Annotated in this window: 21 protein-coding genes and 2 pseudogenes; 14 read left to right on the forward strand and 9 right to left on the reverse strand. The window is 33.0% G+C overall.

Translation table 11 applies throughout. From position 1 onward, the window contains the following. Positions 1-36: 36 nt before the first annotated feature. The 3 genes from HVS_RS02860 to HVS_RS02870 all read left to right on the forward strand — a co-directional run bounded on the left by HVS_RS02860 (position 37) and on the right by HVS_RS02870 (position 3796). Entirely contained in the window at positions 37-996 is a 960-nt protein-coding gene (locus HVS_RS02860; RefSeq protein WP_101299042.1) for an ABC transporter ATP-binding protein, read from the forward strand. After that, positions 997-1731, forward strand: coding sequence for an ABC transporter permease (locus tag HVS_RS02865; RefSeq protein WP_101299043.1), 735 nt, complete (start codon positions 997-999; stop codon positions 1729-1731). 817 nt (positions 1732-2548) lie between these two features. Then, positions 2549-3796 (forward strand): HlyC/CorC family transporter, encoded by a 1248-nt coding sequence (locus HVS_RS02870; RefSeq protein ID WP_101299045.1) that lies wholly within the window; start codon positions 2549-2551, stop codon positions 3794-3796. Positions 3797-4139: 343 nt separating this feature from the next. Here the strand turns inward: HVS_RS02870 and HVS_RS02875 are convergent, their stop codons facing one another. The 8 genes and pseudogenes from HVS_RS02875 to HVS_RS02895 all read right to left on the reverse strand — a co-directional run bounded on the left by HVS_RS02875 (position 4140) and on the right by HVS_RS02895 (position 8809). Next, positions 4140-4940: an ExeA family protein gene (locus tag HVS_RS02875; protein WP_101299048.1), complete on the reverse strand. Its 801-nt coding sequence runs from the start codon at positions 4938-4940 to the stop codon at positions 4140-4142. Positions 4941-4942: 2 nt separating this feature from the next. Then, positions 4943-5179, reverse strand: a complete 237-nt coding sequence (locus HVS_RS16915; protein WP_242971651.1) for a hypothetical protein — start codon at positions 5177-5179, stop codon at positions 4943-4945. Positions 5180-5280: 101 nt separating this feature from the next. Next, complete coding sequence (locus tag HVS_RS16920; protein WP_235827417.1) at positions 5281-6000, reverse strand: hypothetical protein; 720 nt, start codon at positions 5998-6000, stop codon at positions 5281-5283. Positions 6001-6049: 49 nt separating this feature from the next. Then, positions 6050-6220: a hypothetical protein gene (locus HVS_RS16395; RefSeq protein ID WP_157942960.1), complete on the reverse strand. Its 171-nt coding sequence runs from the start codon at positions 6218-6220 to the stop codon at positions 6050-6052. A gap of 151 nt (positions 6221-6371) precedes the next feature. After that, positions 6372-6897 (reverse strand): annotated as a pseudogene (locus HVS_RS02885) (IS21 family transposase); the annotation flags it as partial. A gap of 132 nt (positions 6898-7029) precedes the next feature. Further along, a complete protein-coding gene (locus HVS_RS16925; RefSeq protein ID WP_242971652.1) occupies positions 7030-7299 on the reverse strand; it encodes a transposase in 270 nt (89 codons plus the stop codon). A gap of 12 nt (positions 7300-7311) precedes the next feature. Further along, positions 7312-8298 carry a transposase gene (locus HVS_RS02890; RefSeq protein WP_242971653.1) on the reverse strand — a complete coding sequence of 329 codons (987 nt, stop codon included), beginning with the start codon at positions 8296-8298 and terminating at the stop codon, positions 7312-7314. A gap of 70 nt (positions 8299-8368) precedes the next feature. Then, positions 8369-8809 (reverse strand): transposase family protein, encoded by a 441-nt coding sequence (locus tag HVS_RS02895; RefSeq protein WP_159063347.1) that lies wholly within the window; start codon positions 8807-8809, stop codon positions 8369-8371. Positions 8810-8917: 108 nt separating this feature from the next. Between HVS_RS02895 and HVS_RS16930 the strand changes: the two are divergent. The 9 genes and pseudogenes from HVS_RS16930 to HVS_RS02945 form a co-directional block, all read left to right on the forward strand. After that, positions 8918-9106, forward strand: a pseudogene (locus HVS_RS16930) (4Fe-4S binding protein); the annotation flags it as partial. Then, positions 9078-9368, forward strand: coding sequence for an ArsR/SmtB family transcription factor (locus HVS_RS02905; protein ID WP_101299050.1), 291 nt, complete (start codon positions 9078-9080; stop codon positions 9366-9368). The pseudogene HVS_RS16930 and the gene HVS_RS02905, both read left to right, overlap by 29 nt. A 91-nt stretch (positions 9369-9459) precedes the next feature. Next, complete coding sequence (locus HVS_RS02910; RefSeq protein WP_108593931.1) at positions 9460-9657, forward strand: RNA 2'-phosphotransferase; 198 nt, start codon at positions 9460-9462, stop codon at positions 9655-9657. Between the two features lie 174 nt (positions 9658-9831). Next, positions 9832-10206, forward strand: a complete 375-nt coding sequence (locus HVS_RS02915) for a BlaI/MecI/CopY family transcriptional regulator (protein WP_157942961.1) — start codon at positions 9832-9834, stop codon at positions 10204-10206. 12 nt (positions 10207-10218) lie between these two features. After that, on the forward strand, positions 10219-11985 hold the full coding sequence (locus tag HVS_RS02920; RefSeq protein ID WP_235827747.1) for a M56 family metallopeptidase: 1767 nt from the start codon (positions 10219-10221) through the stop codon (positions 11983-11985). Positions 11986-12201: 216 nt separating this feature from the next. Beyond that, on the forward strand, positions 12202-12804 hold the full coding sequence (locus HVS_RS02925) for an RHS repeat-associated core domain-containing protein (RefSeq protein WP_242971654.1): 603 nt from the start codon (positions 12202-12204) through the stop codon (positions 12802-12804). Further along, positions 12792-12911: a response regulator gene (locus HVS_RS16935; RefSeq protein ID WP_242971655.1), complete on the forward strand. Its 120-nt coding sequence runs from the start codon at positions 12792-12794 to the stop codon at positions 12909-12911. The genes HVS_RS02925 and HVS_RS16935 overlap by 13 nt, the downstream gene beginning before the upstream one ends. A 420-nt stretch (positions 12912-13331) precedes the next feature. Further along, positions 13332-14168: a sugar phosphate isomerase/epimerase family protein gene (locus HVS_RS02935; protein ID WP_101299058.1), complete on the forward strand. Its 837-nt coding sequence runs from the start codon at positions 13332-13334 to the stop codon at positions 14166-14168. A 520-nt stretch (positions 14169-14688) separates the two neighbouring features. Further along, the gene (locus tag HVS_RS02945) at positions 14689-15453 is read left to right on the forward strand and encodes a prolipoprotein diacylglyceryl transferase (RefSeq protein ID WP_101299060.1); all 765 of its coding nucleotides are present in this window, start codon (positions 14689-14691) and stop codon (positions 15451-15453) included. 390 nt (positions 15454-15843) lie between these two features. Here the strand turns inward: HVS_RS02945 and HVS_RS02950 are convergent, their stop codons facing one another. Further along, a complete protein-coding gene (locus HVS_RS02950) occupies positions 15844-17283 on the reverse strand; it encodes an ISLre2 family transposase (protein WP_242971560.1) in 1440 nt (479 codons plus the stop codon). A 252-nt stretch (positions 17284-17535) separates the two neighbouring features. Here HVS_RS02950 and HVS_RS02955 point away from each other — a divergent pair, with 252 nt between their 5' ends. Next, the gene (locus HVS_RS02955) at positions 17536-19266 is read left to right on the forward strand and encodes an IS1634 family transposase (RefSeq protein ID WP_101299064.1); all 1731 of its coding nucleotides are present in this window, start codon (positions 17536-17538) and stop codon (positions 19264-19266) included. Between the two features lie 356 nt (positions 19267-19622). After that, entirely contained in the window at positions 19623-20765 is a 1143-nt protein-coding gene (locus HVS_RS02960) for an ISLre2 family transposase (RefSeq protein WP_242971715.1), read from the forward strand. Positions 20766-20767 lie beyond the last annotated feature (2 nt).

Genomic DNA, 20767 nt, shown 5'->3' on the forward strand with positions numbered 1-20767 from the left:
ATGCTGAACATAGAGAGGAAGGATGTGTAGACAATCATGGAAATTGTCAATGTCACAAATCTTAAAAAAGTATATGGAGAAATTCAAGCAGTTAATGGAGTTTCTTTTAATATTGAACAGGGCGAAGTTTTTGGTTTCTTAGGTCCCAATGGAGCAGGAAAAACCTCAACAATTAATATGATGATTGGGCTGTCCAGGCCTACTAGCGGCCACATAGTGATTGATGGAATTGATGCGATAAAATACATTAAAAAAGTCCAAAAAATTATAGGAATTATTCCTGATGAAAATAATTTATATGATGAAATGGACGGCTTTGATAACCTTTGCTTTTGTGCTTCGTTATATGGGATACGTAAAGCAGAGCGTGAAAAAAGAGCAACGGAGTTGTTGGAACAATTTAATTTAACTAAAGCAGGGAAACGTCCTTTCAAAACGTATTCAAAAGGAATGAAACGAAAACTCACAATAGCCGCTGGAATTATACACGATCCTAAAATATTATTTTTAGATGAACCTACAACAGGCATAGATATTGAAAGTGCAAGACAAATAAGGGAACTAATATTGGACCTAAAAAAACAAGATAAAACTATTTTTATTACCACACATTATATTGAAGAGGCTGAAAGAATCTGTGATAGGATTGCTTTTATTGTAGATGGTAAGATTGTAAAAAATGGTACGGTAACTGAATTGATGGAAAGCGCAGAACGTGAACATAAAATTAGGTTGCAACTTGACAACAGCATAAAAGAGATGAAGGAGGAACTAGAAAATAATCTTGTAAATTGCAGTATACATATTCCAGATGAAAATTCTTGCCTAATTATTTCTAAAGAACGTATTGCCTTATCTCCTATTTTACAACTACTTGACAGTAAAGGTATTTCTGTTTACGAAGCAAAAGAAGTAAAACCATCATTAGAAGATGTATTTGTTAAAATAACGGGTATTGAGGCCTCAAAACTAAAAAATGAAAAGGTGGGGAAATAGATGCAAACTTTAATTGCATTTTGGAATATCCTAAAAAAAGATATAAATAATTACTATCTAAAACCACCTAACATCAGTTGGGGAATTATATTTCCACTTTCTTGGACACTAATGCAACTTATCCGTTCACAAGGAGATATTGGAATTGCAGAGTTGCTTCCAGGCTTAATGGCAATGAGCGTGTTGTTTGGGACTACTTCAATGCTGGCTGTCACAATCACATTTGAGAGAAGAAGTCGCTCATTTGACAGGTTGTTAGTTGCGCCGATAAGTATAAGTGCCTTAGTCATTGCTAAAATTCTAGGAGCAATCTTATTTGGAATTCTCAATGCATTTGTACCAGTTATCTTTGCAGCATTCTTTATGAATTTAATGGAAATTAACTGGGGAGTTATACTTGTTGCAGTAATTTTAATAGCAGTTACTTCTGCTTTACTGGGGTTGCTAATTGCTGTATCTTCGAAGGAAGTATTTGAGGCCCAAACATTTTCAAACTTTTTTAGATTTCCAATGTTATTTTTATGCGGCTTATTTATATCGATTGATAAGTTGCCAGTCATATTAAGACCAATATCATTTTGTTTACCTCTGACCTACGGAACGGATATACTTAATGGCATGATTACAGGTAATTCTATCTTTACAACTACATTTAGTGTTTTTATCATGTTAGTTTTTGTTTTATTATTATTTTACTTGTGTTTGAGAAATATTAATAAAAAGTGGATTCATTAATTAGTTTTAGAAACTCAGTGAAATAAGATCTACTAATGTGAATAAATGAAAATATTAAAGTTTGATATAATTTAGAGAATGATGTTCAATGAATAATTAAATGTTCTTTGTTTCATTACACACGAGTTTGTTTACAATTACAAAGTTTGCTTATCGCAAGCGCCAACCGTCAGGGGGTTCATTCCCTTTGGCGGTTTTTTGTTGTGTAAAAAGCATATAAGAATGTATAAATTATTAAATCCGGACGCAGTTTTAATCCCTCGTAAGCCTGTATAATTCGTATGTGTAGGTGGTTTCGATATTTCCTCCCGTAGGTTATACCCTGCGTATCACTGTCCTTATTTTTCCACGAGCAAACTTTGTCATTCTTCACTGCTCACGAGCAAACTCGCTTGTCATTTTCTCATTTTTTATATCTTTTTTTATATTTTCTCAGTAAAGGCAACCCGCGAGCAAACTTTGTTACTCGAAGGAAATAAACAGCGAGAAGCCTTGAAACAACTACATTTCAACACGAGCAAACTTTGTAACTACGTGAGCAAACTTTGTAACTACGTGAGCAAACTTATTTGTAACTACACAATTGGTGTTTCATTACACTCGAGTTTGTTTACAATTACAAAGTTTACTTATTGCAAGAGTACAACCGCCACAGGCTATTTACCTTTGGCGGTTTTTACATAATGTTTTATTAAAATGCATTATAAATTTATTACAAAATATTGTGTAAGTATAAAAACTGTAAAAAATCCATTGAATAAATTAGCAATATAAACTATAATTAAAGCAAAACTTAATTCTAGGAGGATGACAATTTTTGGATCCGAGTATATCGTGGAAGATTGTTACATTAATTGTGTGTTTAACTTTATCTGCTATGTTTTCAGCATCTGAGACAGCTTTAATGTCATTGAGTAAAATTCGCATTAAACAAATGGTTGAAAATAAGGAAAAAGGTGCAGATAGAATTAACAAATTATTAAGCGATCCAAATAAACTTATAAGTTCTATACTTATAGGAAATAATGCAGTAAATATAGCTGCATCATCGTTGATGGCATCTTTAGCTATTGAAAAATTTGGCAACAGTGGAGTGGGTATAGCAACAGGGATAATGACTTTATTAATACTTATATTTGGAGAAATAACTCCAAAATCTTTAGCAGCGCAGAAAGCAGAGAAGCTTTCAGTAAGGTTGTCTGGTTTTGTTCAATTCTGCATGACTGTTTTATCTCCTATAAGCTTTGCCTTGTCTAAAGTAACTAATTTTATGATTAAAATATTGGGAGGACATGTAGATAAAAACCAGCCTTTTATCACCCAGGAAGAATTAAAAACAATAGTTAGTGTAAGTCACAAAGAAGGTGTTTTAGAAGGCGAAGAAAAAGATATGATATATAATGTTTTTGATTTTAGCAATTCCCGGGTTAACGATGTTATGATTACACGTACAGAGATGGTGGCTATAGATGTAAAATCATCTTATGAAGAGGTTATCCGCATAATTAGTGAAGAGCAGTATTCCAGAATACCGGTATATGAAGATACAATAGATAATATAATCGGTATTTTATATGTAAAGGATTTGGTATTTTTACAAGGTCAAAAAGATGCTGGCTTTGATCTAAGGGAATATATCCGTAAGCCCCATTTTACTTATGAGTTTAAGCCTACAAAGGATTTATTTGAAGAGATGAGAGCAAACAGAATCCATATGGTGATTGTTGTAAATGAATATGGCGGGGCTGAAGGTATAGTAACCATGGAGGACTTGATAGAGGAAATAGTAGGGGATATAGAAGACGAATATGACAAGGAAACAAATGATATAGAAGTAATAAAAGAAAATGAATATGTGGTAAATGGAAATACCAGGATAGAAGAAATTAATGACTTGATAGGAACTCATATAGAGTCAGAGGACTTTGATACTATAGCAGGATTTGTAATTGGTCTTGTCCATAAAATCCCGGAATTAAAACAAGAAATAGAATATGAAAATATAAAATTTATTGTAGAAAATGTAAATGGGAGCAGGATAGAAAAGATTAGAATAATAAAGTAAGTTAAGGGTATGTGTAAATTTTCAAATTAAATTAGATAATATTTTCAAATTATTTTAGGTCAATTTTACCACAAATTAGTGAATATTTTCAAATTAAAATAGGAACGCGATAATCAAATTTTCAAATTCCAGTAGGATTCAAAATAAAATTTGGAAAAATAAGTATTGCATAACACTTTCAAATTTGTATAATAAAAATGAGCAGATTAACTGCTCTTAAAATTTTAATCAAAATATTGATAATAGAAAACTTTTAAGTATAAATTCAATAAGTTTACAACATTTATTACTTAAACGGTTTATAACCGTTGTACTAAGGCTGCCGGTTAAAGATAAAAGTATTTTAGATATCAAAGTCTTTTTGTCCTTGGTATACGATTTCTTCATCTACATGCTTTTGCTTTATTGAACAAGCATACATAAGGCTTGAGGTTGCAAGACTGTTAACAAGGCGGGGTACGCCTTTTGATGCAGAATAAATAGCTTCAATTGCAGCCTGGGTAAATATATTTTCATGTAAACCGGCAGACTTTAGCCTTGTAAAAATATAGTCTGAAAGTTCCTCAGGCTTTAACCCCTGCATTACGTATTTTACGGCTATACGCTGCTTTAAAGGTGCATTTACCGCTAACTGTAATTTGTTCCTGATTTGCGATTGCCCCGACAATATTAATATAAAAGGATTTTCAGAGTCCATTTTAAAGTTAAATAAAAGCCTTAATTCTTCAAGTATGCTGTTTGACAGCATCTGTACCTCGTCAAGGATAATAACCGGAGTAATTTTTTGATTATAGTACAAAGACATTATTGCTTGTTGTATCTGATGAAACATTGTAACCTTCTTATGTGAAGGCACTTCTCCTAAAGATATTAAAAGACCCCGGTAAAAATCCATAACGGTAACTGTTGAGAGAGAAAAATAGCAGGGTTTGTAAAGTCCCGGATTTAACCCGGCTGAAAATTTTCTTAAGGCGGTGGATTTTCCCATTCCCGGTTCACCGACTAAAAGAAACATTCCCCGGATGTTTTGAATATATTTAAATCTTGAATTTAATTCCTTAATATCTTCACTTTCATAAACATCAGAAATATCAATTTCTTTTCCAAAAGGATTGTATTTTAGTCCAAAAAACTGTCTGAACATAATTATTTCTCTCCTTCCATAATTGTTTTAAATGAAATTGTTTGTTTTGATTTAGGCATGTCAGCATGTGTTACAGATACTTCGTTATTTTGTAAATCCACTATTAACTCAGAATTTTTAGGTCTGCCCCTTCGTTTCATATGGGCATTGTCATGAAAATTAACCTGCAAGGCTTCACCGATTTTCTTGCCTTCATAGTATATGAATACCGGGTCTTCTAAACTCTTAATTTTATTCATATTAAGTTGGGATAAAAATCTTTTTCTAACTGTTAAAAAGAACCTTTCTATTTTTCCCCGGCTATGTGCAACAAAGGGTTTCGAATGTATAAGAGCGCATCCTACGTCCGCGCACATAAATTCAAACTGCTGTGAACGGTAAATCTTCCCATTGTCCGTATAGAGCAGGGAAGGTATGCCTCTTCCTGTATGTAAGGTCCATACATTAAATCCCCATACCACAACTCATTTATATATTGATGTGCAAATCTTTTAATTTCTTTTTTCTCTTCAGTTTCATAAATGCTTTCATGATTTGAAAATTTTAAAAACCTGTATAGTGTGGTAAGTGATATTTGCCCTTCTTTTAATATGCCTTTTTTTATTAGTTTATCATAGATGATTGTAGTAGGCGCTTTAGGATATTTTCTTTTCGTCTCAAGGATTTTTTCAGCAAGTTCTGTATCTATTTTTCTACAATTACCCCTGTCTTTCCGGTATCCGGGTTTTAATGCATCCAATCCTCCACGCATGTAATCACAGTACCAGGACTCTATTGTTTTAGGTGAATATTTTCTTATGCCATAGTGTGGCATTTCTACGGGTTTTGATGAAATTTGAGCATAATAGTCCTTACGATTATTCACTTGTCCATTTAGGATCGGACTTATCAGTGAAAATCTTTTTAACGCAATGGCATTTCTTACCTCTTCACTTAACATATTCCTGACCTCCTGTTGCATTTTTAGGAAGCCATGACCGGTCAGGCTGTTCTTTACCACGGATGTTACCATAGTTATTTGCTCAAGTAAAGGAAAATATGGTGTTGCGGTTGATTTCATTAAAAATTTTTCATAAGACGCTTTTTAAAATCCTATTTTAATGTTATAATCATGCTGCAAGAAATGTTTTGGCGGTAGCTTGATAATGTTTACGGAAACGAACTAATTTATTGCATTTTGGATTGTGACATCTTTTAGTTGGTGGCGGTGGAAAAGGATAATTTCTCTCAAGTTTAATATATTCATGAATTCCTTCATGAACATTGAAGATATATTGCATTTTTACATCACCCTCCGCAATATATTATAAAAAATAATCCTACTGTAAAGTGAAAATATTTTTTCAAATTGCGGTAGGGTTAAAAATTTTTTTCACCTATTTTAATGTGATAAAATAAGGGTATATTAACCTAAATTAAAATAAAAATCTACAGTACTCCTCCAAAATATTTAAACGCCTTTTTGTGACAATCTATGAATGTGGAAACACTCTGGTCAAATACGATTTGAACATACATATATCTGGAATAGCTGAGTTCCATTACAAAAATCCAAGCCTTCTTATACTTACCATCTGGCAGTTTAATATTGCCTATATAGCCAAAGTCCACTTGTGCCTCTTCACCAGGAAGACTGTGTAGTACCATATATGCTTTAGGTGGAGATTTTTTTATTTTAACAACATATTTTTTTACAGTATCATAACTGCCCTGAAATCCAAATTCTCGTACTAAGTCCTGGTAGATTCTCATTGCTTTTAAGTCTTTATTTACTTGTATTTGAATATATTCCTTATATGGATCAAGTATTGAACAAGTTTCTTTTCTCTCAACACACCCTTTCTCATTAAGTTCATTAAGAATCCGTCTTACAGTCTTTCTGTCAATTTCAAGTATTTTTGCAATTTGTGTTTTGTTATACCCTTTTTTTTGATAAAGTTTGTATTGTTGTATGCATTGCTACCCCCAACATTTTATAATCAACTCCCACTTGTTTAATTAACATAATGTTAATCTACAAGCAAAAGTTTATAAACAGGTGGGGAATTTTCTTTCCCGAAACCGGGTAATTAAATGGTTCTTTCCATAGTTAGTTGAATAACCTCATTTTTTCAAGCTGGAGAATTTTGGTTTTTAATGTTTCAAAACTACAACGGCCATACATAATTCGTTTTATTACCTTTAGTTTATTAATACACCCTTCTACAAGCCCATTACTATATTCATATTTTATCGCATTTCTTACAGCCTCCATATCTCGTTCAACTCCATTTATAAAACTGTTTATTTCCGATATGTTTAGATTTTTAGCCCGCTCTATCCATTTATCGAAGGCTTCAATATTTTTATTAGTTAGCATATCCTTAAATTCCTATGTTATTTTATATATTTTTTCAAAAAACGGATATTCTTTGCATATCATTTCAAATTGTTTCTCACTGATTATTTTTACTTTTTCTATTGGGTGGTACAATAGCTTAAATATATTTTCTCTTTTTATTATTTCTGTTTTTGTCCCATCTTCTCTACTTCTATCGTAATATTTTTTTCTCCGTTTCTTCCAGTCTGTCATATAATGCCGCACAGTTGATGACGAACCATCATATCCCATTTCATGTATCTTTTCCACAATATATGAACCCATCATTCCTCTCTCAAGGTATTCGTCAATCGTTTTTATATATGGTGTCAGTTTCCCATTTCTCTTTTTGCCATAGGAAGCATGAACCGGATTAAAGTTTTCATCAAGATATCTTCTAACTGTTTTTCTATCAAGTCCGGTACGTTTGGATATCTCTATATTACTCAAACCTATTCTCTTTAACTCCCGCACCTCATTTATACGTTCCATTTTTTGCTTTACTTTTTCTTCATGTATGATCATATTTTTTGTCTGGAACAACTTTTCCCTTTCTTCAGGGGTCATTGCTATTAATTTATCATAAGCTCGTATATCCATATTTAAGCTTCGGCAAATTTCTGTCTTACATCTTCCTTCTAATGAAAGTTGTTTTATCTTTTCATATTTTTCTTTCAATGTGAGTTTTCTGTTCTCATTCGCCTGTTTTATTGTTTCTACCTCTTTAATTTCCTGACTGACAGATTGTATTGAAACTTGCGGTTTTAATCTCTTTTTTAGATACTCTGTTACATAGGAAGTCAAATTCTTTAGCAAATGAAAACGGTCACTTATTTGTAAAGCTTCCGGGTGTGCACCTGTAATTGCATTATTATAGGTGACAGACCCATCTCTTGATATTATACGAAGATTTGGATATGATTTTAACCACTCACAAACAGTCTCATAATCCCTTGAGTCAATCATATCAAGTATTTGATGCGTAAAAATGTCTACCATAATTGTTCCATAGCTTCTACGCTTTTTAATAGCAAAATCATCAATACAAACAGCTGTTATAGTCTTTTTATCAATTACCGGTGTTTCTTTTTTTTAAAAGATTACAAACTGTACTTTTACCAATATCCACAACATTTTCCTTTAGTATTTTTGATGCTGTAATGGAACTGCAATTTATTGATAGTCGCACAATTTCATCCTCAAGACGGCGGGTTTTCTTCGCTTTATAGGAGATAAAATCAAACCTTTCTGCAAAGGTAGTATGATTACAATCAGAATTATCACAAAAAAATTTTCTGTTACGTATAATAATAAATACCTTATTACCTTGTACTGGAAGGTCCTGAAAGGTTCTGTTATATGTGGAATGTATTCTGGATGATGGCCAGCCACAAAATGGGCATGTTACTTCTTTTCGATTGGAAGTTACTGTTATATAGCATTTGCCATCTTTTATTTCATGACTAATATAGTCTAAGTTTGGGTCTAATTGTTTAATAAATTCATCCATGGAATATAATCCTCTTTTCTTTTGTTTAATTTTCATTTATTTTATCATATATTGTCATTTAATTCAATTAACCCTGGAAAGAACCAATTAAATTTTACCACTGACACCCAATTTGCTTTTGGATTTTACAGTGTTATGCTTACGTCTACAATTTTGGAACTTTTAACAATGTTTTTCTTCAAACCCCGCTCATGGTGCGTTTATTGTCCCATGGGTACAATGACTCAAGGGATAAGCATGCTAAAGTACAGAAGGATGGTGAATCAAAATGGAGCAGCAAGCAAAAGAAATAGCTGAATTGCTTAAAGTTATGGCAAATCAGCATAGATTAATGATATTATGCTATTTGATAGAAAGACCAATGAATGTTAGTGAAATACACGAAAAAATACCTGTTATATCTCAATCGGCTTTATCTCAAAATTTAGCCATGCTAAAGGCACACGGTATTTTAGACTCTAACAAATACGGTCTTCAGAACGTTTATCATATAAAGGATGACAGGATTAAAAAGATTATTCAAGTACTCAGAGAAACCTATTGTAACCCAAAAGTATAAGAGGCAATTCATATGCTTTTACCTGATAGGAAAGTGAATCCTTAATGGTATAGGTTACTGGGGATAGAATAGGTTTAAGACAGAGAAAGATGTGGAGTTGGATGAGGTTATTCCGCCGGAGATATTATGGCACGGTACAGGAGAGAAATACGTAAGTTCCATTGATGTGCAGGGATTAATACCAAAGAGCAGGTTGTATGTGCATTTATCCAAGGATGAAGAAACAGCAATCAAGGTTGGTACCCGCAGACCAAAACCCGCCTATAATCACATATATGAAAATTTATAAAATATTCCCTTGACAATTATGTTCTACAGATGTAGAATACAATTAAAATGATGTTCTGCATATGTAGAGCGAAAGAAAAAACTCTATATTATTTAGTGTACTAAATGACAGGACATGGTTTTTAGCAGTGCTGAAAACACTTTAAAGATTGAACATATAAGGAGGAGAATGAGCATGAAAAGGCTGTCTGAAAGTGAATTGGAGATTATGCTGGTTATATGGAGAGCCGATGGACCGGTTAATTCTAATTATGTGAGGGAAGCAATGAGTGAGAAAGACTGGGCAAAAACCACTGTGCTAAATTTTCTTGCCAGATTAGTTGATAAAGGTTTTTTAAAATGTGAGAGCCAGGGCAAAAGCAATATCTATACCCCTTTGGTGATGGAAGAGGATTACATGAAATTAAAAAACGAAAATTTTTTAAAAAAGTTTTACAATAACTCCATAAAAAATATGGTGGCAGCATTGTATCAAGATCAGATAATCAGCGATGAAGACTTAGAAGAATTAAAGCAGTTTATTGAAGAAAAATCAAAGGGGGAGGTGTAGTAAGTGGTTGAAATGCTTTTTCAAACCATTGTGGAAATCACCCTGACTGTGTCTGTTATAATTGTACTATTGCTTGTTTTTTCAAAACTTTTGGACAAAAACTATACCGCTAAGTGGAGATATTGGGTGTGGTTGGTTTTGACAATACGACTTCTGATACCTTTCAACATTTCATTGCCTGATGCTCCCATACAGCTGTATCAATCTGAGACCACAAAAACTATAAACAGCGTTAATCACCATCAAAGTGTACGGCTATCAATTGAGGAAGATAAAGAAATAGAGGGAAGATCGTATGAAATTGAGGGAAGGCCGGATAAAAATACAATAGATGAGAATTCTGAGAGTTCCGGTGACAAAAATTATACTGAAAATTCCCCGGTGTTTTCTAATAATGAAACCACACATCATAAAGTACCTGTCCCTGACGGTTTTAACACAATAAAAATATTAAGCATCGTATGGATATTAGGCGGTATTTTATTTTTATCATACCATCTGATTATATATTTTTCATACCGCAGGAAAATAAAATTTTCCTCATGGCATGCTACAAATGAGGAACTATTGGACACTTACAGAAGAGTGTTGGAAGATATGGATGTTAATAAAAATGTACCTATAATGATGTGCAATGCAATTAAAAGCCCTATGGTTCTAGGTTTTTGGAATCCAATTCTTTTATTGCCGGATATAGATTTTACAAAGGAACATTTACAAATGATACTTCGCCATGAAGTTATTCATATAAAACGCAGGGATATTTTATACAAGACAGTGATTTTATTTGCCAGGGCAGCTCATTGGTTTAATCCTTTAGTACATATTATGTCGGTGGAAGCAAACAAAGATATAGAATTGTCTTGTGATGCTGCAGTGGTTGAGAATCAAAACGTAGATTATCGCAAAGATTACAGCGAGGCAATACTTATGTCAGTTTATAAAGGGAATAGAAGAAAGACAGTGTTTTCAACGTATTTTGGAGGAGGAAAGAAGATGCTTGAAAAAAGATTTGCAATTTTATTTGATTTGCGTAAAAAGAAAAAAGGTATAATTTCATTAATACTTGTAGTTTTACTCTTAGGTATTATGGGTTTATGTATAAGCTGCAATGAGACTACAGGTGAAAGAGATGATAATTTTATTGAACAAGAAATTAAAGAGGCTGTAATGGACTATTATCAAAAAAGGCTGGCTTATAGGGAGGGATATGAAGCAGTTCAAAGGGATAATTATATTATTGTGACTGATCTTAATCTTAGTTCTAATAATGTAAGAGAATTTGAAGTAACCATTTATAAAATAAAGGCATTTGGGGATAAATATCTTGTTCTTGCTAAATGTTATGATGGGGAAGGACACCCTCAAAGTGAATTGCATTTATTACAAAAAACTGATGATAGGTATACAGTTTCAAAGACGGTATTTGGAGATATTCCAATGAGTATGGCTTTTGTCATAAATAGCGTAGTCTATAAAAATAACACAATTTTGTTCGGTGTACTGGGAGACAGGACATGGCTTCCGGGGACGGATGAATCAAAAGAAGTTTCTTTTGATTATATTATAACTGAATTTGAAAACGGAGAATCCATAAAGGAAACAGTTACAGGGGATAAAGGTTATATAATTGTATTAGAGGGTGTTTCAGATGTAAAAGACATGAAGTTATATAATAGTGAGGGAGAACTGCAAACTTCATTGGAAGACCTTGACAAATATGGTAGTAGAGGCCGTGATTCAGAGTTTAGCAGTGTGGAAAGTTTTACCAAAAAGTAAACCGAAACAATTAGGTATAACGGAGAAACAATAGTTAATACTTATGAAAACAACGAACAAAATCGTTTAATAAGGGTAGTTACAAGAGTTAACGGAAGTGTAACGGAAACGACAGTATATACATATGACAATAACGGTAACCAGCTTGCAGCTACAACAAATGGCAGCAATGTACAGAGCAATACCTATGATGAAAAGAATCAGTTAATTAAAACCGTGGCCGGTGGGAAAACCGTTATAAACACTTACAATGGTGAAGGTTTAAGGGTAGCAAAATCAGTAAACGGTTCTTTGACAAGATATTTATATGAGTATGACAAGGTAATCTTAGAGGGAAACGGAAGCGGAAATCAAATTGCCAGAAACCTCTATGGAATAAATCTGCTTATGAGGACTGTTGACGGTGAGTCATACTACTACATGTACAACGGTCATGCAGACGTTACGGCATTGGTTAATGCGGCAACGGGAGAAGTGGCTGCAACATACTACTACGATGCATTTGGCAATATATTGGAGTCTACAGGAGATGTAAACAACAATATAACTTATGCAGGATATCAGTATGATGAAGAGACAGGGCTGTATTATCTCAATGCAAGAATGTATGATCCAAAGATAGCAAGGTTCTTGCAGGAGGATACATACAGGGGAGACCCAATGGATCCGTTGTCACTTAACTTGTATGCTTACTGCGCTTATAACCCTATAATGTACTATGACCCAACAGGACATAATTATATAGGAATTTTTGGCATACCTTTTGGGAATCCAATAGAAGGAATTAAAACCGTATTTAAGGAATTTTGGACAAGTTAGAAGAAAATCCTGATATCATACTTTTAGATATAAATATGCCGGGGATAGATGGATTTGGAGTATGTAAAGAGATTCGTAATAAACAACTTCCCCAATACTGTTTTTAACTGCAAGAGGCTCTGAAACCGATAGGGTTAAGGAATTAATGATAGGCGGGGATGACTATATTGTAAAGCCATTTTCCTTAAATGAGCTATATGCCCGAGTCTACTCTCATTTGCAAAGAGATGAACGAAAAGAAATAGCAGCAAATAATAAATTATCACAACTTATAATTGACTATAGCTCAAGAACTGTTCATTATAAAGGGAAAGAAATAATCTATAATAATAGAGTTTATAATATGTAGTTAAATAAATTATATAAGAGAATACACTAGCCATAATTATAAGAATATATAACTATAGAAGATGGAAATGATATTTTTGGTATATTTGCTGTTAAAATACAGAAAGACATAATGAATTACAAGTGGGAATAGCAACTTTAATTAAAGCATAAAATATATTTATAAAGGAGAGATAGTTTTGAGAATTGGTGGAGGAATAGAAAAACCCTATAGCAATCCGGAAGAATGGTATAAATTAGTAAAAGAATTGGGATACAGGACAGTTCTGGCGCCTATTGATTACCGCGCAAGCAAGGAAGAGAGGCAGGCTTACCTGCAATGTGTCCGGGAACACGATTTAGTAATTGGCGAAGTTGGTGCCTGGAAAAATGTTATTTCCATAAATGAAGATGAACGAAAGGAAGCAATGGAGTATTGTAAAAATCAATTGGAATTGGCAGAAGAGCTGGGTGCAAATTGCTGTGTAAACATAACAGGAAGCAGAGGAGAAATTTGGGATGGTTTTTATAAAGAAAATTATTCAAAGGATACCTATGCATTGATTGTTGATTCAATAAGAGAGATTATTGATGCCGTAAAGCCAAAGCGGACCTTTTATGCGATAGAGACCATGCCTTGGATGGTACCTGATTCACCGGATGAATACCTTCAATTGATTAAAGATGTAGATAGAAAAGCTTTTGGAGTGCATTTAGACTTTGTTAATATGATAAATTGTCCTAAAAGATATCTCTTCTGTGATGAATTTATTGAAGAATGCTTTACTAAACTTGGCAGGTATATTAAAAGCATACATGGTAAAGATGTAATTATGGAGTATTCCTATACTACGGTAATCTGTGAAGTTATGCCGGGAAAAGGAAGGATAAATTATCAGAAAGTTGCCAGATTATGTGAGTCACTAGGGCCAGATACAACATTGTTTGTAGAACATCTGCCTGATTTTGAAAGCTATAAAAAGGCAGCAAATTATGTAAGGGAACAGGCTGCTTTAGCCGGTGTTAGAACCTGCTAGCTCCTTTATATTAGAAATTTATAGTGAAATATACACAAGATGCATACATAAAAGTAGTTTACTAACAAGAATTCAATAAAGCTACATATGAATTTATAAACTATAAAAATCTATGAGCTTAAGGAGGAAAAAATGGGAGTTGCGTCATTAGTATTAGGTATTCTTTCAACACTAATAGGTTTATTTAGTGCAGGTGCCCTAGGTTAGCTTGGAATTATCCTGGGTATCATTGGTATTGTTCTTGGCGCTTTAGGCAGAAAAAATCCGGATAGCAAAGGCATTGCAACAGCTGGCTTAGTACTTTCAATTGTAGGCTTAATACTAAGTGCAGTTTTATACATAGCATGTGCTGCATGCATTGCTGGATTATCAAGTACTGGATCTTAATTTTATTTAGTGTTATCTAAATTTTAGTCTTTCTTAAATAGAAAAGGAAGTGTGTTATATGCTTCCTTTTTTTACTGCCTATGATAGTATATTGTATTTCATAACAGACAAAATCAGGAATGAGGTAGTTTAGATGTTAAGTGGTTTTTATATTGGTAATATATTCATACCCTACTATGGATTTATGTTGGTATTGGCAATATTAATGGCAGGTGCCTTGGGATTTGTATTAACTAAAAGGTATAATATACTTTTTGAAGACTTTATAATACTTTTCGCTTATGTAGGTGGTTTTGCCTTATTAGGAGCAAAAGTTTTATACTTAATTGTTATTGCAGACCAAATTGATTGCTCAAGGATTATGGAGCCTGACTATCTTAATAATTTAATGTCAGGCGGCTTTGTATTTTTTGGTGGGTTGATTAATGGCATTGTAGCTTTGCCTGTAGTCAGAAAAGTACATAAATTAGATGTTCTTAAAATTATTAGAGTTGTGGTGCCATGCATTCCATTGGCTCATGCTTTTGGACGTATTGGCTGCCACTTGACAGGATGCTGTTATGGTGTAAAATATAGTGGGATTTTTTGTATAGTATATCACAATAATCTTTTTGCCCCCAATAACATAGGTCTATTTCCAGTTCAATTAACTGAGGCTGTTTTTAATTTCATATTGGCAGCCGTACTTCTTATATACTTGCGGAAAAAAGGACCTGTTATAGGCACAATATATATATATATTATTAGCTATTCAGTTGCAAGGTTTATATTGGAATTGATAGCGTCAATTTATTGTAGGAAAAAGAAAAGTAGATGGCATCCCATTTTTTATACAACTATTTCAAATAACGGTCTCTTAGTAACGAGAGTATTTTGCATAATTTGCATGCTGAGCTAATTATTTTCTTTTATAACTCCTCTAACTTATTCTCTATTATACCATATAACTCTTTCTTCCTATAAAGAATCCATTTTACTCAATGATTGTCACAAATCAGTACATTTTGTTATCTATGTTCCTTCACATTTTAACGCTACTTTTAAAAGAAAAAAGTATTTCTATTGTACCATTTTCCATTTTGTCAAGGCTAAAACAAGCGGGCAAAGCCCGGCCTTGACAAGTAGTAGGGCTTCGCGGGTCATGGTACTAAAGTTTTGCTTTTTTCTTTTCTTTTTCTTTTTTTATGTTTTTTCTTTTTCTTTGTCTTTTTTTAGATATGTATAATTCCTATTGGATAGGCTTACTTGTAAACTTTCCCGTAATTTTTGCTTTATTATTACCTCATCCCTATCCGCATATACCTATAATACGCCTTAATTCTTTATATAAACCAGTTTTACACCCCTTATGAATAACAGTTAAATTACTATTCCATACACTCTCATACCTGTTTGATGACTTCTTTAATTCCTTAATTAATTTTTCCTGAATTTCTTGCCTACTAGCTGCTAACTTTTTTTGTTTTTGTGCCATAACTATGTCATATACCTTACCGCCATTCTTCTTGTATATTATCAGCTTTGACATCTTTTCTACACCTTTTCTCGACCAGCCTTTAGGTCTTGAACTTAAACGGGATGAAAATACATGACTCACATGACCTTCAGCACTACAACCCACTATTCCTCTGTTTGACCTTATTTCTATACCATCCCAATTATTTAAAATATATCGCTTTGCATTTTTTATAGCCTTTATTTTACTTTCATTATCGCCTGTCTTTTCGATTATCTTTTTAAAAACCTTTGTTAGCTTTTTTTTATCAGATAAATTCAATGCGTCCTGTAAATCTTGGCTTATTGCTTCATCATTTAAATGTGTGGTTGCAACTCTTACGTATTTTTGAAGATGGTATCTATCAAGTACAAATTTACTTTTTGAAAGCCAGTTAACTCCTTGCCTTATCCATGACGCCCCATCTCCTAATATATACACCGTCTCTAAAAAATCAACGTCATATTGTTTATATATGTATTCCGATACTTCAAGCCACAAATTTTCTGAATTATTATACACACCCCCAAAATATCGAACATTCTTTAATACTTTTCTCTTCTTATTACTTTTTTCAAAGTCAATTCCCTCATGCACATATACAAGTTTTGGCATAATTGTATTTCTCTTGCCCTTCTCATTCTGTCTCAATATACTTTTTTGTTGTAATGCTACATGATCCTCGTCTGCCTCAACATACAATATTTTTACTTTTCTCTTTTTATCTACTTTTATTTCAGGCTCAACTATTTCAATATTATGTATTTTATTCATCACAGCTTGTTTGCTGATTTCATCAATATATGTCGCCTTTTCTCCTGCCTTTCTGTAGCTGCTGTCAGCTGCTTCTTCTATTGCATTAATTACAACATCGGCACTTACTCTGTCATGTGGTTCTACACCTACAATCCTGTCGACCAGGTGTTGTCTATTACCATTTTCCTTATGCTTAAAATATGTCCTGTTATAACTTAGTGTTCCAAATGTCGTTAAAATAGATGTTTTATCTTTTCTTATAATTTCCCAATACTGTTTCCTTATTTCACAGTTACGTAAATATTCATCCATATCTTCAAGCACTTCTTTAAGTATATCGCGTCCAAGTTTAAATAAATCTTCTTTCAGACCAAGAATAAGATCAGCTAAGTCTTTTCCTTCTTCAATAAAATTTTTTATCTTTTTTTCAATTCTTTTTGCCCCAAATTCATTAAAATGTTGTATACTATTATACATAGAAGATGTCATCCTTTCTGTTAGATTTTTTTTGTATTAATATCTTAACAGGATGTCATCTTCTTTTCAATTTTATATGGTATTTTATGTCTCATTCCCTACAATAACTTTACGCTAACCTTTGACACTTAGATAATTAAAAAATCGCTGAAAGCCTTATAGGGCTTTATTTTTTTTGTCAAATTTTCTATTTAGGTATTGCGTAATATTTGGTAATATGATATAATATAAGGAATTTAAGGAGGTGGCCCTATGAGATTATCAATATCAAAATCTAAAAATTCAACTTCACTTTATGTAATAAAGTCTACCTATGAAAATGGTGTACGTTCATCCAAGGTTGTAGAAAAGCTTGGCACAGTAAAAGAATTAGAAAAAAAATTAAACGGCCAAGACCCCATTGAATGGGCAAAAAAATATGTTGATGAACTAAATAAGAAAGAAAAAGAGCAATCCAGAAATGTTATTGTAAAGTATAGCCAGTCAAGACAAATTGAAAAGGGAGTGCAGAAATCTTTTAATGGTGGTTATTTGTTTCTACAACAAATATATCATCAGTTAGGATTACACAAGATTTGTAAAGACATTTCTACTAAGTATAAATTTACATATAATCTAGATTCCATTCTTTCAAGGCTGATTTATGGAAGAATCCTTTTTCCCTCCTCAAAACTTAATACATGTCAGGAATCAAGCTGCCTGTTAGAACAACCTGATTTTGAATTGCATCAGATATACAGAGCTTTAGAGGTAGTCTCTAAAGAAACAGATTTCATTCAGTCAAAACTTTATGAAAACAGTTTATCTGTTTCTAAAAGAAACGACCACATTCTTTACTATGATTGTACTAACTACTTCTTTGAAATTGAGGAGGAAGACGGTCTTAAGCAATATGGCTTTGGTAAGGATCATAAGCCTAATCCAATTGTGGGAATGGGATTATTCATGGATGGTGATGGCATCCCTCTTGCATTCAGTATCCATAGTGGCAATACAAATGAGCAGACAACACTTAAACCATTAGAGAAAAAGATTCTCAAAGATTTTGAGCTATCGAAATTTATTGTGTGTACCGATGCTGGTTTATCATCAACAGAGAATCGCAAGTTTAACAACAGGGATGGAAGAGCATTCATAACTACCCAATCTGTAAAAAAGCTGAAAAAACACTTAAAGCAATGGGCTCTTGCTCCCACAGGTTGGCATATTCATGATGGCAATGATTCATATGACATTAGTTTATTGGATAAAGACGAAGAACTCTATGAAAAGCACAAATCAGATACTTTTTACAAAGAACGTTGGATAAAAGAAGATGGTTTGGAACAAAAACTTATTGTCACTTATTCTTTGAAATACAGAGATTATCAAAGACAGATTAGAAGCAAGCAATTAGACCGCGCAACTAAATTAGTTGAGACCAGGCCTTCAGATATAACTAAGAAGAATCAAAATGACTATAAACGCTTTATCTCATCAACCAATATTACTAAGGATGGTGAAATAGCTGATAAGGTGATATATAGCCTAGATAGAGATGCCGTAGCAAATGAAGAAATGTACGATGGATTCTATGCAGTATGTACAAACCTTGAAGACGATGCTACAACTATCACAAAGATCAATCACAGACGTTGGGAAATTGAAGAATGTTTTAAAATCATGAAATATGAATTTAAGGCTAGACCTGTCTATTTAAGCAGAGACGATAGGATACAGGCGCATTTTACTACATGTTTTCTTGCACTAGTTGTATATAGATACCTCGAAAAAATCCTAGGTGAAAAGTTCACTTGCCATGAGATTACAAGTGGCTTAAGGAATATGAATTTTTATCACATCCCTACCGAAGGATATGTTCCAACATATACCAGAACTGATTTTACGGACGCTTTACATGATGCATTCGGTTTTAGAACTGATACTGAAATTGTTAGTAACAAAGTAATGAAAAATATTATCAAAAATATGAAAAAGAATTAAATATTACGCACTTTCTAAAAAACACAAAAACTCTGGAATGCCTGTATCACTAGGTTTACCAGAGTTTTATTGTCTCACAAGTGTCAAAGATAGGATTATATAACATAATATGTATGCAGTCAAGAAAGCTATGAAACTTTTTTGTCAAATTTACAAACTTAGAGTAAAATTAAAGTATGCAATTTTTCAAAAAAATATGGGAAGAAGTTAAAAAACCCCTTCCCATAATCACGTCTTTCCTGTATATTGATTAGTTGAAAATACCATCAAATGAGGTGACGTGATATGAATATTTTAAATCAAAAAGAAATAACATTCAAGGATTTAGAAAGATTTTTTTTTGAAATGGGTGTAAAATAGCCAAAGGCTTTCTACAAGAGTTTCTTGAGCAAACAGACAAACAGCTTGCCGAGAATAGAAACAAAAAGGAATTACGGCATGGAGGTAAAAAAATAACTACTTTGAAAACTTTAATGGGTGAAGTTACTGTAAAAAGAAATGTTTATAGAAAAACAGATGAAAATGGTCAAGTTCAGCATATGTATTTACTTGACCAATTCCTTGGTTTTGAAACAATAGGGTTGATATCTCCTAATTTAGCAGAAAAAATATTAGAACTTAGCTGCCAAAAATCTTACCGTCAGGTGGCTCAAACTATTTCGGAGTTAACAAACCAAACAATAAGCCATCAGGGGGTCTGGGATGTAATTCAAACTGCGGGGCAAAGGCAAAAGAAAGCTGAATATGAAGAAATTAAGGCTTATAAAAATCACCAGTTAAATGGCACTAAAGAGGTACCTGTTCTTTTTGAAGAAGCAGATGGTGTTTGGTTATCCATGCAAGGTAGAAGTAGAAAGAAGAGGGGAAATGGTCGTAAAGAACTAAAAATAGGCATAGCTTATGAAGGATGGGCTCCAAGGTACCCATCTTCGCAAGAATATAAAACAATTGGCAAGATGGTTTATGCTGGATATCATAAACCTAGTGAATTTCAAGAGCTAAGAGAGGCTAAGGTTGCAACTAAATATAATGTGGATGAAATAAAATATCGTATTTTAAATGGGGATGGGGCGGCCGCATGGATTAAGCATGCTCATGACCCAGAAACAGGGGTTTTTCAGCTTGACCCATATCATCTTTCTCAAAGCATAGTAAGAAATGTATCTGATAAAAAAGCAAGATATCATATCAAAAGGTGGCTTAAAACTGGTCAATTTGATAGGGTGTACGAGAAAATAGAGGAATTGAGATATGAATGTGGTGGGCTTATTAGTGAGATTAAAAAACTAAACAACCTTGAAACCTATATCAGAAATAACGAAGATGGCATCATCAGTTACAAAGATAAAAAAGAACTAGATATACCCACACCACCCCAAGGGTTAGAATACAGAAATCTAGGTACTATTCCCTTCACTGGTTGCAAAATGACAAATGGTAGACGAGCCATCCGTAATATTTTTAATATACAGGATTTTAATAGTTTAACTTATCGCTAAAA

Origin of the sequence: Acetivibrio saccincola (assembly GCF_002844395.1) — a bacterium.
Classification (GTDB): domain Bacteria; phylum Bacillota; class Clostridia; order Acetivibrionales; family Acetivibrionaceae; genus Herbivorax; species Herbivorax saccincola.

Bases quoted from the DNA above. Each gene is read 5' to 3' on its own strand.
- HVS_RS02860 (WP_101299042.1), top strand. From the start codon at position 37: ATGGAAATTGTCAATGTCACAAATCTTAAAAAAGTATATGGAGAAATT.
- HVS_RS02865 (WP_101299043.1), top strand. From the start codon at position 997: ATGCAAACTTTAATTGCATTTTGGAATATCCTAAAAAAAGATATAAAT.
- HVS_RS02875 (WP_101299048.1), bottom strand. From the start codon at position 4,940: ATGTTCAGACAGTTTTTTGGACTAAAATACAATCCTTTTGGAAAAGAA.
- HVS_RS16915 (WP_242971651.1), bottom strand. From the start codon at position 5,179: ATGAATAAAATTAAGAGTTTAGAAGACCCGGTATTCATATACTATGAA.
- HVS_RS16920 (WP_235827417.1), bottom strand. From the start codon at position 6,000: ATGAAATCAACCGCAACACCATATTTTCCTTTACTTGAGCAAATAACT.
- HVS_RS16395 (WP_157942960.1), bottom strand. From the start codon at position 6,220: ATGCAATATATCTTCAATGTTCATGAAGGAATTCATGAATATATTAAA.
- HVS_RS16925 (WP_242971652.1), bottom strand. From the start codon at position 7,299: ATGCTAACTAATAAAAATATTGAAGCCTTCGATAAATGGATAGAGCGG.
- HVS_RS02890 (WP_242971653.1), bottom strand. From the start codon at position 8,298: ATGGTAGACATTTTTACGCATCAAATACTTGATATGATTGACTCAAGG.
- HVS_RS02895 (WP_159063347.1), bottom strand. From the start codon at position 8,809: ATGGATGAATTTATTAAACAATTAGACCCAAACTTAGACTATATTAGT.
- HVS_RS02905 (WP_101299050.1), top strand. From the start codon at position 9,078: ATGGAGCAGCAAGCAAAAGAAATAGCTGAATTGCTTAAAGTTATGGCA.
- HVS_RS02915 (WP_157942961.1), top strand. From the start codon at position 9,832: ATGAAAAGGCTGTCTGAAAGTGAATTGGAGATTATGCTGGTTATATGG.
- HVS_RS02920 (WP_235827747.1), top strand. From the start codon at position 10,219: ATGCTTTTTCAAACCATTGTGGAAATCACCCTGACTGTGTCTGTTATA.
- HVS_RS02945 (WP_101299060.1), top strand. From the start codon at position 14,689: ATGTTAAGTGGTTTTTATATTGGTAATATATTCATACCCTACTATGGA.
- HVS_RS02950 (WP_242971560.1), bottom strand. From the start codon at position 17,283: ATGTATAATAGTATACAACATTTTAATGAATTTGGGGCAAAAAGAATT.
- HVS_RS02955 (WP_101299064.1), top strand. From the start codon at position 17,536: ATGAGATTATCAATATCAAAATCTAAAAATTCAACTTCACTTTATGTA.